The sequence below is a fragment of the Aliiglaciecola lipolytica E3 genome, from assembly GCF_000314975.1.
GTDB lineage: Bacteria > Pseudomonadota > Gammaproteobacteria > Enterobacterales > Alteromonadaceae > Aliiglaciecola > Aliiglaciecola lipolytica.
The window spans coordinates 1-17,508 of the sequence record NZ_BAEN01000023.1 but is presented as its reverse complement, the minus strand read 5'-3'; the positions used below and the strand labels follow the sequence as shown (position 1 = coordinate 17,508).

Here is a 17,508-nt window from a genome sequence, read left to right as displayed (position 1 = left end):
TTAGCCTCCTAAAATAAATGATGAGTTATAAAAACAGTCACAAAAGCGGTGAACATGAAGGTGATAGTGGCAATAATTGAGCGTTTGGAAAAACGTCCTATGCCACATATTCCATGACCACTCGTACAACCAGAGCCTACTTTTGTACCTATTCCTACTAATAAACCTGCGATAATCAGCAGCGGTATGCCCGTTGCCGCTTCAGTTGGCAGCTTGTATCCAAATTGTGCCGTAATTATTGGCGCTATTATCAACCCCACAAGAAAAGCCCAGCGCCAAAGATTCGTACTTGAATAAGAGGTAATTGCTGAAAATGTGATACCCGAAATTCCCGCTATTTTGCCTAATGTAAACATCAGCAGTGCAGCTCCTAACCCCAAAACCATACCGCCAACTAACGCTTGTATATATATATCGTTCATTCATCTCTCCACGATTTACTTTCAACAGTTAAAGGAATTTTGATGTACTTCATACCGTTATTTTCCTGTTTGGGTAAACTCCCGCCCCACAAGTTTACTTGCAATGACGGATATAAAAGTGTGGGAGCAGCCAAGGTTGCATCTCGTTTATTTCGAAGCTCAATAAAGTCTTGTTCATTCGATTGTTGTCCCACATGAATATTATTCGCTTTGCTTTTACCTACGGTAGTACATACATCTACCTCTCTACCATTAGGCTGATAATCATGGCAAACCCAGATATGCGTGTCATCTGGCAGTGCATGAATTTTTTCTATACTTTGCCATAACAATCCAGCATCCCCACCAGGAAAATCACATCGAGCAGTTCCGCCGTCCGGCATAAAAAGTGTATCTCCAACAAACACATTATTTTCAATCACAAAACTCATGCTGTCATCGGTATGTCCTGGGGTATGCAAAAAATGCACTTCACTACTACCAAATTCAATTATATCTCCCTCACTCACTAACCGATCGAAACCAGCAAATTTACCATCTGCGACTTGATGATTATTCAGCTTGTCAGCAAATCTAGCCTGTACGTTCAGGATTCCTTGGCCAATGACAGTGTATGCCCCTGTTTGTGATTTCAAAAAATTTGCGGCAGATAAATGATCCGCGTGAGCGTGCGTATCTAATACACAGACTAAATTAAAATCATGCCGTTTTAAAAAATCGAGCTGCTTTTGCGCAAATTGCGTCGAGATTTTTCCAGACCCGATCTCGAAGTCCAAAACACTGTCAATAATAACCGCATGCCGCTTGGTAATATCAACCACGATGTAACTCGCCGTTCCTGTTTGCTCATGGAAAAATGGCGTTACCGTTACGCTCATAAATTTATCCTTGCATAAGTACAACTTAATATCGTATATTCGCAATATACGATATATTGAAGGGTAATTTCAAGTAAATGTTAATCATGTTGTTTTTCTCTGCCATGTTAGTTGGTTTTAGTTTGGGCTTGATGGGAGCTGGCGGTTCAATTATCGCAGTACCTATCTTGATGCTACTAATGGAAATGAGTGAGAAAGTAGCCATCAAACACGCCTTAATTATCGTCGGGATGATATCGCTTGTAGGCGCTATAAACGGATTACGTAAAAACTTAATTGATGCAAAGGTATTAACTTACTTTGCACTATCTAGTTTACCACTGGCCAGTGTCGGTGCATTAGTTGGGCATGCTCTTCCAAACGGTTGGCAAACAGCGATATTAGTGGCTCTGATGTTAATTTCAGCTTTTAAAATGGTCGCTAGTAAAACGTTAGACAGCAACACTCAAAAATCCTTATTGATCGTTTTAATATCGGGCGGAATCGCAGGATTTGTTACCGGGTTAGTGGGCATAGGGGGTGGCTTTCTTATTGTACCCGCGTTAGTTCTTTATGCGGGTTTGAATATGCAGCAAGCTGTAGCCAACAGTCTTGTTCTTATTGCAATTAATGCCGCTGCGGCATTTGTCACATTGAATATCGCTATCGATAGCCTTCCCACTGATTGGTTGGTTGTATCAGTCATGTCAATTAGTGGCGTAATCGCAGTTGTTGGAGGACAGTTAATAGCCGCAAAAATCAACCAACAAATACTCAAGCGTGGTTTCGCAATATGCCTTCTTGGCGTGTCTGTTGCACTTTTGGTAAATCAGTTTTAAGAGGGTTATATGCTTAATTGTCAACGATATATCTCGCAAACTAAACGGCAAATTCAAGAAGTTAATACTGAAGAGTTTTTTCTCAACAAAGATGATTTTGATATCATCATAGACGTAAGAGAGCCACAGGAAACGACGCAAGGGACAATTCCTGGAGCGTGTTGTATCCCCAGAGGAGTGTTGGAAACGAGTCTTGATTCGCTAGTACCTGCAACTGAACAAAAAGCCCTAACTGATTGGTTGCCTACTCAAAAAGTGTTGTTGTATTGCCGTTCAGGAGGACGGTCAGCGTTAGCTGCAAAGTCTTTGCAAAATATGGGGCTTTTGAACGTATTTTCGTTGGCTGGTGGGATAGAAGCATGGTGCGAAAGAGGTTACCCAATAATCAAAACGGATTCGAAAGAATAAAAATCTACGCAATCCGTCAATCATTCTAACAATGCATTTGCACAATCTCGTCGCTACTTGATACTTAGGTCTTTATTTGTATGTAGTTCAACGCAAAGTCATTTAGTCCAAGCAAGTTGTGATCTAGGATAATTTCCGTAAATACGCCTATTAGCGTATTGAAATCTAATGAAAAGTTCTTGATTTCACTTTTCTGTTTCGCGAATTCACTCAAACAAAAGGCAAGCTAATATGACACGATACTATTTATCTTCCAGCAAATTGGCCATAAAAACGCTTGGCTTATGTGTTATTTCTCTGTGCTGCAGTACAACTTATGCTGAGCAATCAGTATTGAGCCCAATAACCCAAAACAAACTGGTCGAAGTTGAACGTTATCCAATCCCAGACGCCAGCTACAAAGTGCCACAATTCAGTGTCGACGCAAGTTGGCCGTCTTTACCTTCTACTTGGTTGATTGGCCAAGTACCAGGATTGGCAGTTGATAAACAAAATAATGTGTGGGTACTGCATCGACCAAATTCACTTAGCGATTTAGATTTGGGGTTAAGCAAAAATATGGGCCTATGTTGCGAAGCCGCTCCCCATGTTTTACAAATATCCCCAGCTGGAGACATGCTAAATGCGTGGGGTGGACCAGAAATTGCCCCAAGCATTGACGGTCTAAATCAGTGGCCTGATAACGTGCACGGGCTTTACGTTGATAATGACAATACCGTGTGGATAGGTGGAAACGGCAAAGATGATCATGTGGTTTTGAATTTTAGTCAAGAAGGCAAATTTATTCGTCAATATGGAAGCAGAGGCATTACCGATGGCAACCTAAGTCAAACTGCATTAGGTAATCCCGCTGACATATTCCATAACACCAAGCACGACCAGGTTTTTATTGCAGATGGATATATCAACAAACGCATTACAGCCTTTGATACCGAAGAAAATAGCTTTGACCAATTGTGGGGTGCGTATGGTGGCGAACCCAGAGGTGGCACACGCAAAGGGGCATTTGACGTTTCGCAAGCCACCAGCAATGCCCAAAACACCAGCGCAACTGCAGAAAATTTTGGCGACATTGTACATTGCGTAACGCAATCTGAAGATGGCAAGATTTATGTTTGTGATAGAAGAAATAACCGAATACAGGTGTTCAAAGCAGACGATGATGGAACGGTGAAGTTTGTCCAAGATCTTATTATTGCGGGTGACACTGGTGGCTTAGGTACAGCATCCGATATCGACTTTTCTCCCGACAATAAATACATGTATGTGGCGGACATGATGAACGGGCGTATTTGGATTTTGTGGCACGACACATATGAAGTCTTAGGTAGTTTTGGTCGTCCAGGAAGATATCCAGGACAGTTCACTTGGCTGCATAGCGTAGTAGTAGACGGTGAAGGTAACCTGTACACCTCCGAAGTAAGCTCAGGAAGACGCGTTCAAAAGTTTGTGTTAACAGGCTACAGTAACGATTAAACGGTAGTGCTTGCGATTCCCTTATTAGCAACATTATTTGGTATCGCAAGCAAAAACTCGAAAGTTAAACGTGTGGCTGGGCGTTGAGAAACGCTCTTTTGAGACATCACTTGTCATTTTTGCGATTGAATAATCGTCAATTTCATATATGCATCAGAATAACAAACTTCCTTATTTTAAGTAGTATTCGTTTCTTGTAGGCATTGTTTAGCCTACAATCGGTTATAACAAACGATTTAAAGTATTGAAGTCATGAATTCTTTCTACGTCTTAGTGAAAACATTATTACTTGTTTTCTTCCTCTGTCTCCCCTTTTCAGCAGATTCGAAAACTTTATCCGAATCTGATGACTTACTATTGGTTAACGATCGTTTGTTATTGCTTTTAGACAAACAAAATAACCTCACTCCAGAGCAGGCATTTAATACTTATAAAGAAAACCGTTTCGCGCAAAACAGTAGAAATCAAGTAAGCTTTGGCTTTACAAAAAATACTGTCTGGGGTGTGTTACCAATAACGAATTCAGCTACAGACTCATCTATACAGGTTTTAAAAATTGATAATGCCTGGCTAGATGAAATAGATATCTACTTTTTTAAAAATGACCAACTTCGCCGACACGTGGCCTTAGGAGATAGCTTACTTTTCACCCAACGTCCACGTGATGAGCGAATGCCAGCTGTTGCTCACAGTTTTGAAGCAGGTGAAACGTTTGTTTTATTCCGTTTTCAATCCGAAGATCCAATGACCATTCCAATTTACCTAGGAAATGAAGGCGCAATAGCATCATATAAATCCGAAAACGCGTATTTTTATGGTGCGCTATATGGCTCATTACTTATTCTGCTTATTTACAATTTCGTCTTGTATTTTTATTTAAAAGAACGCAGATACCTGTTGTATTCCCTATATCTGTTTGCGTTTACGGCTTTTAATTTCACCTACACTGGACACGGGTTTTGGGTAGCCTGGTCTGACTCTATATGGTTGCAGCAGTGGGTTATGCCTACTTTAATGTTCTGCTATATATTCTCGGGAGTTGTGTTTACCATCGAGTTTTTAAATACGCGTGTATTTTTGCCCGCCTTATATTCGGCAAGACGTAAAATTTATTTTGGGTTATTGATTTTAGCCTGTGTCATATTTCTCACTGGTAGTCGTTCTGTAATAGTAATGGTTCAACTGATGATCCTCACTACAATGTCCATATGGATGTTAGTTATCGGTTATTTTTCTTACAAGGGAGGCAACCCCTTAGCTAAATTTTTTATTCCGGCCATAGCGATGGGCACAGGAGGAGCTACGATTTCAAGTCTGGCCACTTGGGGAGTAATCCCATATTCACAGTGGGCGTTTAGAGGAATTGAAATTGGCATGCTTATCGAGATGTCATTGTTATCAATTTCTCTGGGATTCAATTTTAAAATGGTGCAAGAGGCGCGTAAGAGTGCCGAAACAAACGCACGACTAGATCCGCTAACGAACCTATATAATAGACGCGCATTCCCAGATCTTGTGCATCCAATTTGGCTTTTAGGTAAACGAAATAAAAATCCCATGTCGATTATTCTTATGGATTTAGATTGGTTTAAGCGAATTAACGACCAGTTCGGTCATACAGTAGGTGACGAAGTTTTAGAGCGGGTATCATTGGAATTGAAAAAACGACTCAGAGACTCCGATATCCCCCTTCGCTGGGGAGGCGAAGAGTTTTTGATATTTCTGCCTAATACCGAAGGTGGCAAAGCCAAACATCTAGCCGAAAGTTTACGTAAACACTTCGAAACATTAAGTTTTAATAAAGTAAATAAGATAACGACGAGTATAGGTGTGGCGAGCGCTTTTCCTAGCCAAATTGATTTAGACAAGTTGATCATGCGAGCAGATGAAGCGCTATATTCGGCTAAGCAAAAAGGCAGAAATCAAGTGGTTGCGGTATAAAACAACATAAGCCGAGAACAATTGCATAGCGGCGGAGAGATATTGCAGTTTACGATAAAAGATCCCGATTTACTTGCAAACAAGAATGATTATCAATAAGATTAATCCATAACCCAAGCATCTGTTCACCTATTATGTCCGCCACGCGTATTTTAATCATTGAAGATGATATTACTCTAAGTGACCAAATCGCTAGATTACTCCAAGAAAAAGGATTCAACACCGAACAATTATTTGATGGGCAAAAAGGTCTAGTGAGGGCGTTGCAAAAAAGTTTTGACCTCATTTTATTAGATTTATTGTTACCGTCTCAAAATGGTTTTTCCATTTTGAACCAATTAAGGAAAGTCAAACAAACGCCGGTAATGATGATTACCGCCAGTGGTGCAGAACAAGAACGAATTGAGGGTTATCGAAAAGGGGCAGATGATTACTTACCGAAACCCTTTAATTTTACCGAAATGATGTTGCGTGTCGAAGCTTTGCTGCGCCGTAGCCGTCGCCAAAGTGATCTCACCAATCAAACCACACAACTTACTATAGATAATTTGCAGCTTAATCGCAGAACACAACAAGTATTGTTTGATGAAGAGAATGTTGAGTTAACCCCAATTCAATTTAAGTTGCTTTGGATTATGGCCGAAAATCAGCATGAGGTTATGAGTAAAGCTTTTTTGTATCAAAGTGTATTGGATCGGCCGTTTAGCCGCTTTGACCGCAGTTTAGATATGCATCTAAGTAGGGTGCGCAAAAAGTTAGTGGAAGCTGGGATGCCGCCGGAACGCTTGGTTACGCTGCATGGTAAAGGCTACCGATTTATATGAAGAATCAACTTTTTTGGCGCCTATGCGCCATTATTGCCTTCGGCACGGTTTTGCTATTTTGGGCGATTGACTGGTTAACCAGCCGTACCGAAACGAGTATGAGTTTTATCGCCAAAGAGCACCAACAACAGCTACTCGCCTATGGGCGACAAGCGGAACAAATATATAACCAAGATGGCACTGAAGCTCTAGCTATTTGGTTAAAAGAGCTTCAACAAAAAGAGCAAACTTGGGCGGCCGTTGTTACTTCAAAACTAAGTCCTTTTGCTGATACATCACTTCCAAATGATTACATAGAGCGATTTCGTTTAGGTAGAGACGTAGAATGGAAAATCCATTTATATTTCCAAGAAAACCCCACGATGGAAGTACCTTTCGCCGACGCATCGACACATTTTTTAATTCAATTACCTAACCGTATGCGGCCAGGAGCCTTCCTTGCATACGCTAATTTATTACTGCAAATTGCGCTGCCTTTGGTTTTGTTATGTATATTGAGTTTTGTGCTTTATCAACACGTAATGGCCCCGCTACGTAAACTCGAAAAAGTAACTAAAGAGTTTAGCGAAGGTAAGCTTGATGTACGGATAAATGCCCCGTTACATGAACGTAATGACGAACTAACTCGTCTTGCATTGACCTTTGACCAAATGGCTGATCGCATTAGTAAACTTATCCATAATCAAAGACGGCTACTTGCTGATTTATCACACGAACTTCGCACACCGTTAACCAGAATTGATATGGCAATCGATTTTGTTGAGCAAAAATTAAGTCCCGAACAAGCCTTAGAACGATTGCGCTATGAAGCAGCAACAATGCGCAGTCTAGTTGAGGATACGCTTACATTGGCCTGGCTGAATACTGAATCGCCGCGATTGAATAGTGATGATTTTGATTTAGTCGAGTTGATACAAGTGATATGTGAAGACGCGCGCTTTGAATATCCAGATCGCATTCTCACCACTGAACTTCCAGAACACAGCCTGATTACCCACAGCAGCCAATTAGCGTTAGGTCAGGCGGTTGAGAACGTCATCCGCAACGCATTACGTTACACGCCTAGCCAAAGTGAAGTGAAAGTTTTGCTCACGCATTTAGAAAGCAAATATGAATTAGTCATTACAGATCAAGGACCTGGTGTACCAGAGGATATGTTATCAGACATATTTAAACCTTTTTTTCGTGTTGACAAAGCCAGAGCATCGGAACGAATATTAACCAACACAAATAATAGCAGTGGTTTCGGACTTGGTTTGGCTCTGGCTCATAGGCAAATTGCCGCGATAGGTGGTTCAATAAAGGCCCTTAATTATCGTGGTGAATCGGGCAAAGTTTTAGGGTTACAAATTATTATTAATATTCCAAGTTAACCTCAATAGGTAAACGGTAGCAGCATTTTACTGCTACCGATTCGATATTGTTTAGGCTTTATCGGCAAGTTCCTTGCGTTGCAAAGGAGTGGTAATTAGTCTTCTCCAAGCGAGAACCACGCCTGTGTATACAAGCAGGCAAGCAATAAGTGAAGCAATACCAGCGATGGTCTGGCCCACAACACCAAAATACTCTCCTGTATGTAAGAACCGTGCAGTCCCCCAAGCTTGGCCGCCTCGAGACCAATCTTGTTTTCTTAACACCTTCGATACTTCGCCATTTCGGGTATCAAAAAACAAAGAATACGCAAGTTCTTGCCTATGCCCTATGCTTTTATCTATATAAAATCGAGCTTCATGTTCGCTATCGCCGATTTCCAGCCACATTGAGTACCAATCTTGGTATCCGTTGTTATTAGCATGTTGTTTAGCGTCAATGAACAACCTTTCATAGGGAATAATATCTGCGTCTAAACTTGTCACTTCTTGATGGCTTTCGCGCTCAGGTACACTTTCTCCAAAAAAACCGTATAGCGCTGTATTTGCCCAAGAAAAGTGAAAGATGGTGGCCGTTAAAGCAACAACAAACAAAATAGGTAAACACCAGATACCAAAAACTAAATGCCATTGTCGATTACGGTGTTGTGTATTTAGATAACGACTAGGTAATAGCAAATACTGTTTAATAGCCTTTCGGTTGAAACGTTTTGGTAACCAGAGGTACAAGCCACTCACTAATAAAAACAAAAACACCAAATTGGAGTAGGCTGTGATATTTTTACCGATAACTCGATATTCACCTGCAAAGGCCAAATACCGATGAAAATCGGTTACTATATGAAAAAAGTCGGCAGCAACGCCTTCTCCATAGCGCAAAACTTCTCCGCTGTAGGGATGAAGTAAATAACTATTTTTGCCTGCCCATGCTGGGATAGCAGCGCCTTCACGATTAACCCAACGTATATAAATGTGGGGTTCATCCGGCTGCAGTTGCTGCAAAATTTCTACCACTTGATCTGTGCTAATTCTGCTTGAAGCTGGGCTCGGTGTAACGGTATAGCGCATTTCACTTAGTTCTTTGATTTGCCGTTCATAAGTCAACAAAACACCACTAAACGACATACAAAACACAAAAATGCCTGCCACTAACCCAGTGATAAGATGAGCCCAAAAGACCCATCTTTTAAATGTTTTTAAACCCATAATGAATTATCTAAAAGGGTTTAAAAGTTGTAGGACACAGACACTTTTATATCTCTACCGGCTTCATAGGGACCAACCACAGAAGCAAATACTTCGCTATAGTCGCCGACACTTGAGTGGTCAAGGTAATGCTCATTAAATAAATTGGTAACAGCCACGTTGACTAACAAATTATCGGAAATATACCATTTTCCATACAGATCCACTGTGGTGTAGCCTGGTTTGTGTAAACGATACAAAGAATCAGTCCAACCTAGATCTACGGCTTGATGCATTGTATCGATGTCAATCGAATCGACTTTAGTAACACTGAAACCAACACTAGCATCTGTATTAATATCGTAATCAACACCTAAAACCCAAGTGTTACCGCGACTATTCCCTAAACCAACAAATTCATAACCATTAATATCAATAGACGAATATTGTTGATCGTAAAGACCGTCTCTAGGATTAAGCTCTGTATCTGCACTGGAAAACCCGAAAAAGATATCAAAATCGTTCCAATTATAAGCAACATCAAACTCAACACCCTGCGAGTCTAGAGAGCCTATATTATTGAATACGGAGTTGCCTTCATATCCTTCAAAAATGACATTGTCTATTGAAGAATCGTATATGCTCAATTTAGCATTCAGGTTATTGGCACTATATGTAATTGAAGCCTCGATATTTTCCACTGTTTCGGGTACCAAATCATCGGCAACCACAGGTACATCAGAGCCGTCGTAAAGGTAACCATCGATAGTAAATCCGTCACCAATTTGTTTGCCCCGAGCGGCTTGAGCGTAGCCTAAACCAAGTGTCCATGCTTCATTTAGGTCGTAAGCAGCACCTAGATTAAAACTGAATTCAGAGTCATTTAAGGAAGCCGCACTATCTGTCACTGGCGTCCCATAATATTCATCAAGCAGAATAATTTGCTGAAAATCATAGTCATCATAACGGACACCGTAGCTGAGTAATAATTCAGGAGTAATATCAGTATAACCTTGTGCATAAATACCTAGTACACTACCTTCTTCGGTATGTTCAGTTGCATCTTCACCAGGGCCGCTGGATACTTCATCACTACGATAATCAACACCATATACAAATTTATGTAGTCCTGTTTCGCTCGTATTGCGAATATCAAAACCATAAGTATCTATTTCCGCAAGGTAATCAAATCGCCCACCACGGAAAGATGAATTAGTTTGATAAGCGGTAGCTTCTAGGTCAACCAATGCATTGTGTGAAAAACGATAATTTGCTACGTATGTATCGCGCTGTGCTTCACTGGGATAAAGTAATGCACCCTCCAAAACGATCCAATTTGGTCGTGCTGAAAACTCCCCTTTTTCATCTCGTTGTTCTACGCTTAACGACAAATAATGATTTTCTGCGATGTCACCACTTGCCTTAACAAAGAGTAGATCTTGATCAGCAGCGGTACCATAAATTTCGTCACCATTTCCATCTTCCATATTGTCACGGTCAATTGTGCTGTAGTAGCCCAAGATACCCCAAGTATCACTCAGTTTTCCGTATAAGCTAGCACTATAACGAGTACCGTCGTTTGAAAAATAATTGGCTTTAACTCGGCCACCGAATTGCTCATTATCAGATAATAGATCGTGAGCATCTTTAGTTTTAAACCGAATAGCTCCGCCTATTGCCCCTGGGCCACTGGTCGCCTCTCCAGCTCCTGCCTGAACATCAATTTGTTGCAATAAATCAGGATCAACTGTGACACGTCCAATATGATGAAACAACGTAGAGGTTTGCTGTGCGCCATCGACAGTGACGTTTAAATACGCATCTTCTAAACCACGAACATATATTTTTTGTGCAACGCCCACCGAACCGCCAACACTAACTGAAGGAGAAGAGCGAAATATATCTGCAAGATCATTGGCTTGATATTGCTCAATATCTTCTGCGGTAATACTCAGATTAGTAGCTGCACCTACAACCGATATTTTTTCTACTGATGTAACTTCTTCTTTCGAAGTTTCGGCATATGACAACGCACTTGATAAGGTACAAAACGCACCGAGAAATACTATTTTTTTCACGAAAATCCCTAATGAACACAGTTATTACAAACAAGAAGCATTCTCATTAACTTTCGCATAAAAGAATAGTACTTTTACATTTGTTACATTTATCTGTGACATTAGTTGAGACTAGGCAGTTGGCTTTACGTAGATGAAAAAGTAGTTGAAAAGAGGACGTCCTTGTCGCTCATTTCACTATTCAACAATAATCTCGTTAGCTCCTGGACTTAACATGACAGGATCGACAAGATTCACTTGTTTACCGTTTAGACTTATTGACTTTAATTGACTCTTATCGAAAATAAATTCGGCTGTAGTATTCGCTGGAATTTCTAATTCAAATGTTTTTCGCCCTGTGCTTTCACGCAGATAACGCCCTTTTATTTTTCCGAGCAGAGTCGGCATTTCAATCTCACTGTGCGCTAAATCAGCCATTTGTGGACGAATAGTAATATGAGTAAAGCCTGGCGTTTTTGGCTGTATTCCCCATAAATAGCGTGCAACAATATTGGCAGGCGCAGCTCCCCAAGCATGGTTCCAATCAGAATTGGGTTTATATTTCATATCCCAAGCTTCCATTGTAATGGTAGAGCCCACCTTTATCATGTTGTACCAACTGCGATCATCGGTCGCACGCATCAAATCTAACCCATATTGTGCTGCTCCCGCTTTGTATAAGCCTTCTAATAAATATTGTGCGCCATAAACACTGCATGCCATCCCGCGTGATTTTATAAACTCGACTACACTAGGGATATGTTCTTCAGGAACTAGGTCAAATGCTAGAGGCAACATGTTGGCGTGAAGTGAAGCATGTGTCGAGCCTTCGCCATCGAGATAAACGCCTCTGGTTTGATCAAATAGCTTTTGATTAATTGATTGTTTGACTTGCTTGGCTAACTGACTAAATTGTGTTGCATCCTCTAATTTACCTAATACGGTTGCCATCTCCGTCATAACCACCATATTTTGGTAAAAGAAACTGTTAACCACAGTATTCACTGGCACCATGTCATATCCATCACGTTCGCCGTTTTCTGTCGCCAACGACCAACCTGTATCTTTTTGCGCGGGTGGCCAATCGACAATATCTTTTATCCGTTTTTTTGGATTTTTAAAGCCAAGCTTACGCATAAACTTATCGGTGACCAGTGGTGATTTAGAGCTAATTAAACCATCGGTTCGGCTGAGTTCCATTAACGTTTTATCTTTTAGCTTGTCATAGTATGCGGCAATAAGTTCTGTATCACCGGTGTGATAATAGTCTTGATAGACGAGCAGCGCAGTATGTAATAACCATTCCGTAGGCCAGGTAGGATTTTGCATAAAATGCTCAATGGTTTGTTTTGCCATAGCATATTCAGCATCAACACTATAATGACTAAGCTGATTAATATACGCATCTGCTTCGTATGGAATACGTTCCCTTTCACCGTCGACATACACTCCAAACGCGGATGTCGCTTTTATGCTGTACTTACTTAAATCCCATACTGCATTTAACACCCTGTCGGAACTACTAAATGCACTTTGCTTATCCTCAAAATAATGGAATATGGCTCTTTGCCTTACATCTTCAGCAGTAATATCTTGAGTTACATTTTCTATTTCCACATAACGAAAAGGTAACAGGCCATCGACTCCAGCTTGTTCAGGCACTGGGATAGCCTCTTCTTTTGCATGTCGCTTATACAAGTTTGGTTGGATTACATAAACACTTTGCTTTGGGGTCACCGGTAATTCAATTTTCTGATATCGAATGGTTCCACCAGGTTGAGTGTCGAGCCGCCCTTGTTTGAGCTTTTCACCTAAATGGATAATGAGAGTTTCTTGTTTGCTGGCATGGTAAGTTAACTCAAATGTCGCAAAAGCATCTTTGCCAAAATCCATAAAGTAATGCCCTTCAGATAATTGGATAAATTCTGAAGGCCTAATGAGTTGAGTTTCGATACTATTTTTAGTTGAAAGATAACCGTCAAAGTTACCCGTTTGAAAAGATTGGATCTCAGAATACAAACTAGGGTTATTGAACTTATCCCAAATTCTCACTTTCCAAAAATAGCGTGTATTTTTATTTAAACGTGGCCCCCCATGCTCAATATTGATATTGACTGATGAATCAACTTTTTGACTATCCCACACGTCTCCCACATCCTTGTACAGAGTCTCTTTATTACTGGACACCAACACTTGATAAGCACTTTGGTTCTGCGCTTGTAAAGGTACTTGCCAACTGTATTCTGGAACAGGGTCAGCAATTTTCACATCATTGGTATTGCGTATATATTCTGTGGTTAAACCTATTGGCTTAATTGAGGCCAGACTTAGTTGAATTCCACTCCCCAATAGTGCAATAGCCAACAATACACTGCGTTTTTTCATCCTAAATACCCTATGGTCGCTCTATACTCTATGCTGCTCAATTTTTAAACTCATTGCATTAAATGTATGTCTGTCATGACAGTCTGAAAAGTCAGAAATTGAACATCTCTTTGTTCTATAACATTAGTACACGATTAAAAAGTAAAATTAATCTGTAGAGCAACTAAAAGAGTCAATAAAATTCAGGTACAAAACTACAACGCTACCTGTAGCATGGTCTTTAGAGCATGGCTTCAATGTACTACCGCGGGGCTAAAGCACCCGCCTACAAAAATTGGCACTTCATGGTTAACAGAAGCCACCTCAAATTTCAGGTACAAAAAACCAACTTAAAACTTGGCTTGCTGTGGATCATATTTGGGGTTGGCTTGCATCATTTGAGCACCAACCGATTTTCGCCACACCGAAAGCTGGTGTAACAATTCAGCCACTTTTTCTGGTTGCTGTGCAGCAAGATTTACTTGTTCGCCCAAGTCTTCATTCAGGTTATAGAGTTCGAGCCTGCCATCATCAAAATATTCAATTAACTTATAGTCACCTTTGCGAATAGCTCCGGCCGGACCACCTTGACGGTGATAGTGAGGATAATGCCAATAAAGGCTGTCACGTTTTAACTGATCTTGATTAAACAATACCGAGCTGAAATCTTTACCGTCTAGCTCGTTTGGTAGTTTTTTGCTGCCCACAAGTTTGGCTAGGGTCGGATAAAAGTCGGTTGAGGTTATCATTTCATTGGATTCGCTGCCGGCTGCTATTTTCCCGGGCCATGAAGCAATAAATGGCACCCTTATGCCACCTTCGTAAAGGGTTGCTTTACCATTTCGAAGTGGGGCATTGTTAGTGGGAAAGCCGGTGTCGTTTTTATCTAAGCCACCGTTATCTGAGTAAAACAAGATCAACGTATTGTGAGTTAAATTGTTGCTAGTTAAATGGTTTAGTAAAGTACCCACACTTTCATCTAACGAAGCGACCATTGCAGCATACTCGGGGTTTTGTTGTGCTAACCCCACCCTGTCTTGTTGCAAATAACGTTGTTTTTCACGCTCAGTAAAATGCAGCGGGGTATGCACGGAATAATGCGATATAGCAGCAAACCAAGGCTGCTTTTTTTGTTCTGCTTTAGTTATAAATTCAATGGTTTGCTTTGTTAAAGCCATCACACCTTTAGGATCAGCACCACTAAATTTACCATTCAAACTGAAGTCTTGATGGCCATAGTCAAAACCATGATATTGCGCTCCATTATGGCTCTTGTAGTCTTCGCCTTTTAAGGGTTGATTTGAAAACGCCTGCAAGCCTCGCACATGCCATTTGCCTATCCACGCCGTGCTGTATCCTCGCTGTTGTAGCATTTCGCCTATGGTTTCTTCGCTAGCTGGTAAGCCATCGGTGTTCCAATTAGGCACAGCTAATTTTTCATGTGGATAAGACCAACCTGGGATCCAGTCCGTAATGTTTAAACGTGCCGGGTGTTTGCCAGTCAACAAGCTTGCTCGGGTTGGTGAGCAAATGTGCGCCGCCGTATACGCTTGATTAAATTTCAACCCCGCTGCGGCTATACTGTCTATATTAGGTGTTTGATAATAATCACTGCCGTAAGCTCCAACATCCCGCCAACCCAAATCATCCACTAAAATCAGCAGGATATTCGGTTTCGAATTATCACTATTTGCCAGTGATGCATGGCAATTCAGAATCAAAAGTATGCCACTTATTAATGTGGTTACTGTTTTAAAACACCTTAAATCAATCATTGGGCGAGCAGCCGACTTTGCATTTTTTTCAATTCAAACTCTCTGTCGTATTGAACGTTTTTCTGCGTTGGAATAGGAGCTTTAATGCGCGTTTGCCACTGTTTTAATTCACTGCTCATTGTTTTAACTATATCAGGAAGATAAGAAGCAAAGTTAACATGCTCACCCAGATCATTTTTAAGATCATAAAGTTCATATTCATCTTCTTCGAAATAATGGATTAGTTTCCACTTTCCTCGACGCATAGCCGATCCTGGTCTGGTTCGAAACAAAGGATCTTGGCTTTGGTCTGCTTTTACATTATAGGCTTGTAAATAAATAGGAAAATGCCAAAAGAGGGCGCGCTCTGGCAACGTTCCCTGTTCAAACAACAGGGGGGATAAGTCTTCTCCGTCTAGCGTTTGCGGTAGCTTACTCACCTTTAAAACATTGCCAAAGGTTGGGTAAAAATCAGCATTGATAGTAGGCGTATGATTGGTGCCAGGTTTAACTTTTGTTGGCCAAGACACCAACAAAGGCACGCGTATGCCGCCTTCGTAATAACTACCTTTTCCAGCACGTAATGGGTCTTGATAAGAGATTGAGCGGATACCACCGTTGTCAGAGGTAAATATCAGCAAAGTATTTTCAGTTAGGTTGTGCTGTCTTAAGGTGTCTCTAATACGTCCTACATTTTTGTCCATTATCTCAACCATAGCGGCGTAGGTAGCATGTTTTTCATTTCTGGCTAAAGGATGATTAAGATATTTCTGCTTAACTTCTTCTATTGCTTGCAAAGGCGTGTGCACAGAGTAATAAGGCACATAAGCAAAAAATGGTTTTTCTTTGTTTTGCGTTATCCAATCCACCACTTCAGTGGTAAGTCGATCAGTTAAATATTCTCCTTTGCTGCCATTTTCTATAAACGGTAAATTATAAGGACTAAAATAGGTTTTAGGATGCCCTTTTTTATGGCCAGCTACATTGTGGTCAAAGCCTTGAGTACTGGGGTCCTCTCCTAAATGCCATTTTCCAAAGTGGCCTGTTTGATAGCCCTTGGCTTTAAACATTTCAGCCAAGGTCACATTGTTATCATCAAGAACGTCTTTGTTCTGTGATGGGATTAACTTACGTGTTTTTTCGTGCCCTCTAGTAGCAGGCGAGACAGTATAAATTCCGTGTCTTGGAGTGTATTGCCCTGACATCAATACCGCTCTGCTAGGAGCGCAATTTGCGGCTCCCGCATAGGCATTAGTAAAATGCATACTGTTGCGAGCTAATTCATCAATATTGGGGGTATTAAAAATACTATCAGGATTATTGTAACCTACATCAGCCCAACCTAAGTCATCAACCACAACCATAACTACATTGGGGCGCTCTTTAGCATCAATCGTAACAACAAAGCAAAGCGTGATAAGACAAAGTACTTGAATCAATGATATATTGAGTATCTTCACAATAACTTTTCAAACTTAGTTTTAATACGTTATAAGACAGGATAAAACTCCCAAAACCGTAAAAGTGATATTTTAAGCACCACATGTCTAACTATTTTAAGTAATAAAAAAGATGCTAAATGTCCTATGTACTAAATTTTTATATTTTGATATTTATTTATAGTCGTTTTACCGGTTAGTGTGGGCATTCCAGCAAAAGAGACAACGTTGGATTGGTACTTTGATTAAGTAGTTGTTGAGGCCGTCAGGAAAAGTTCACAAGTTTGTGAACCTAAATCTCTCAGTATTTGGACTATGCTCATTAGGAAAGTTAAAAAAGCCGGTGGTGTTCAAATTCTGATGAGACTCCATTTTACGAGCTAACGGAAGATCTATATTGATCAATAGAAGTGAAAAAGCCAAGGTACTTATCTTCAAAGTCACTTAATAAATGGATTTTTAGTCGACTCAAATTGCAAACAAAAAAACACAAAATCCGCCTGTAGCATGATCTTTAGACCATGGCTCTTATTAACCACCACAGGGCTAAAGCACCCGCCTACAAAAATGAG

The 17,508-nt window shown here is 40.6% G+C and carries 13 protein-coding genes; 6 read left to right on the top strand and 7 right to left on the bottom strand.

What is annotated here, in order from left to right:
- Positions 1-8 precede the first annotated feature (8 nt).
- Positions 9-422: a YeeE/YedE family protein gene (locus GLIP_RS05685; RefSeq protein ID WP_008843639.1), complete on the bottom strand. Its 414-nt coding sequence runs from the start codon at positions 420-422 to the stop codon at positions 9-11.
- Positions 419-1,300: an MBL fold metallo-hydrolase gene (locus tag GLIP_RS05680; protein WP_008843638.1), complete on the bottom strand. Its 882-nt coding sequence runs from the start codon at positions 1,298-1,300 to the stop codon at positions 419-421. Before GLIP_RS05680 ends, GLIP_RS05685 begins: the two co-directional genes overlap by 4 nt.
- 77 nt (positions 1,301-1,377) lie before the next feature.
- On the opposite strand from GLIP_RS05680, the gene GLIP_RS05675 reads away from it, so the two are divergent.
- The 6 genes from GLIP_RS05675 to GLIP_RS05650 all read left to right on the top strand — a co-directional run bounded on the left by GLIP_RS05675 (position 1,378) and on the right by GLIP_RS05650 (position 8,140).
- A complete protein-coding gene (locus GLIP_RS05675) occupies positions 1,378-2,118 on the top strand; it encodes a sulfite exporter TauE/SafE family protein (RefSeq protein WP_008843637.1) in 741 nt (246 codons plus the stop codon).
- 9 nt (positions 2,119-2,127) lie between these two features.
- The gene (locus tag GLIP_RS05670) at positions 2,128-2,526 is read left to right on the top strand and encodes a rhodanese-like domain-containing protein (protein ID WP_008843636.1); all 399 of its coding nucleotides are present in this window, start codon (positions 2,128-2,130) and stop codon (positions 2,524-2,526) included.
- A gap of 231 nt (positions 2,527-2,757) precedes the next feature.
- Entirely contained in the window at positions 2,758-4,002 is a 1,245-nt protein-coding gene (locus GLIP_RS05665) for an NHL repeat-containing protein (RefSeq protein ID WP_008843635.1), read from the top strand.
- Between the two features lie 252 nt (positions 4,003-4,254).
- Positions 4,255-5,943, top strand: a complete 1,689-nt coding sequence (locus GLIP_RS05660; RefSeq protein ID WP_040522037.1) for a diguanylate cyclase — start codon at positions 4,255-4,257, stop codon at positions 5,941-5,943.
- Between the two features lie 134 nt (positions 5,944-6,077).
- On the top strand, positions 6,078-6,767 hold the full coding sequence (locus GLIP_RS05655) for a response regulator transcription factor (RefSeq protein WP_008843633.1): 690 nt from the start codon (positions 6,078-6,080) through the stop codon (positions 6,765-6,767).
- A complete protein-coding gene (locus tag GLIP_RS05650; RefSeq protein ID WP_008843632.1) occupies positions 6,764-8,140 on the top strand; it encodes a sensor histidine kinase in 1,377 nt (458 codons plus the stop codon). Before GLIP_RS05655 ends, GLIP_RS05650 begins: the two co-directional genes overlap by 4 nt.
- Positions 8,141-8,191: 51 nt before the next feature.
- On the opposite strand, the gene GLIP_RS05645 is transcribed toward GLIP_RS05650, so the two are convergent.
- The 5 genes from GLIP_RS05645 to GLIP_RS05625 form a co-directional block, all read right to left on the bottom strand.
- Complete coding sequence (locus GLIP_RS05645) at positions 8,192-9,343, bottom strand: PepSY-associated TM helix domain-containing protein (protein ID WP_008843631.1); 1,152 nt, start codon at positions 9,341-9,343, stop codon at positions 8,192-8,194.
- A 20-nt stretch (positions 9,344-9,363) separates the two neighbouring features.
- The gene (locus tag GLIP_RS05640; protein ID WP_008843630.1) at positions 9,364-11,400 is read right to left on the bottom strand and encodes a TonB-dependent receptor; all 2,037 of its coding nucleotides are present in this window, start codon (positions 11,398-11,400) and stop codon (positions 9,364-9,366) included.
- Between the two features lie 177 nt (positions 11,401-11,577).
- The gene (locus GLIP_RS05635; RefSeq protein ID WP_008843629.1) at positions 11,578-13,764 is read right to left on the bottom strand and encodes a family 78 glycoside hydrolase catalytic domain; all 2,187 of its coding nucleotides are present in this window, start codon (positions 13,762-13,764) and stop codon (positions 11,578-11,580) included.
- A 329-nt stretch (positions 13,765-14,093) separates the two neighbouring features.
- Positions 14,094-15,518, bottom strand: coding sequence for a sulfatase (locus tag GLIP_RS05630; RefSeq protein WP_008843628.1), 1,425 nt, complete (start codon positions 15,516-15,518; stop codon positions 14,094-14,096).
- A complete protein-coding gene (locus tag GLIP_RS05625; protein ID WP_226992185.1) occupies positions 15,515-16,957 on the bottom strand; it encodes a sulfatase in 1,443 nt (480 codons plus the stop codon). Before GLIP_RS05625 ends, GLIP_RS05630 begins: the two co-directional genes overlap by 4 nt.
- Positions 16,958-17,508: the final 551 nt, after the last annotated feature.

Excerpts from the sequence above, each read along its gene's own strand:
- GLIP_RS05645 (WP_008843631.1), bottom strand. The coding sequence starts at position 9,343 with ATGGGTTTAAAAACATTTAAAAGATGGGTCTTTTGGGCTCATCTTATC.
- GLIP_RS05665 (WP_008843635.1), top strand. The coding sequence starts at position 2,758 with ATGACACGATACTATTTATCTTCCAGCAAATTGGCCATAAAAACGCTT.
- GLIP_RS05680 (WP_008843638.1), bottom strand. The coding sequence starts at position 1,300 with ATGAGCGTAACGGTAACGCCATTTTTCCATGAGCAAACAGGAACGGCG.
- GLIP_RS05635 (WP_008843629.1), bottom strand. The coding sequence starts at position 13,764 with ATGAAAAAACGCAGTGTATTGTTGGCTATTGCACTATTGGGGAGTGGA.
- GLIP_RS05685 (WP_008843639.1), bottom strand. The coding sequence starts at position 422 with ATGAACGATATATATATACAAGCGTTAGTTGGCGGTATGGTTTTGGGG.
- GLIP_RS05655 (WP_008843633.1), top strand. The coding sequence starts at position 6,078 with ATGTCCGCCACGCGTATTTTAATCATTGAAGATGATATTACTCTAAGT.
- GLIP_RS05630 (WP_008843628.1), bottom strand. The coding sequence starts at position 15,518 with ATGATTGATTTAAGGTGTTTTAAAACAGTAACCACATTAATAAGTGGC.
- GLIP_RS05670 (WP_008843636.1), top strand. The coding sequence starts at position 2,128 with ATGCTTAATTGTCAACGATATATCTCGCAAACTAAACGGCAAATTCAA.
- GLIP_RS05675 (WP_008843637.1), top strand. The coding sequence starts at position 1,378 with ATGTTAATCATGTTGTTTTTCTCTGCCATGTTAGTTGGTTTTAGTTTG.
- GLIP_RS05660 (WP_040522037.1), top strand. The coding sequence starts at position 4,255 with ATGAATTCTTTCTACGTCTTAGTGAAAACATTATTACTTGTTTTCTTC.
- GLIP_RS05650 (WP_008843632.1), top strand. The coding sequence starts at position 6,764 with ATGAAGAATCAACTTTTTTGGCGCCTATGCGCCATTATTGCCTTCGGC.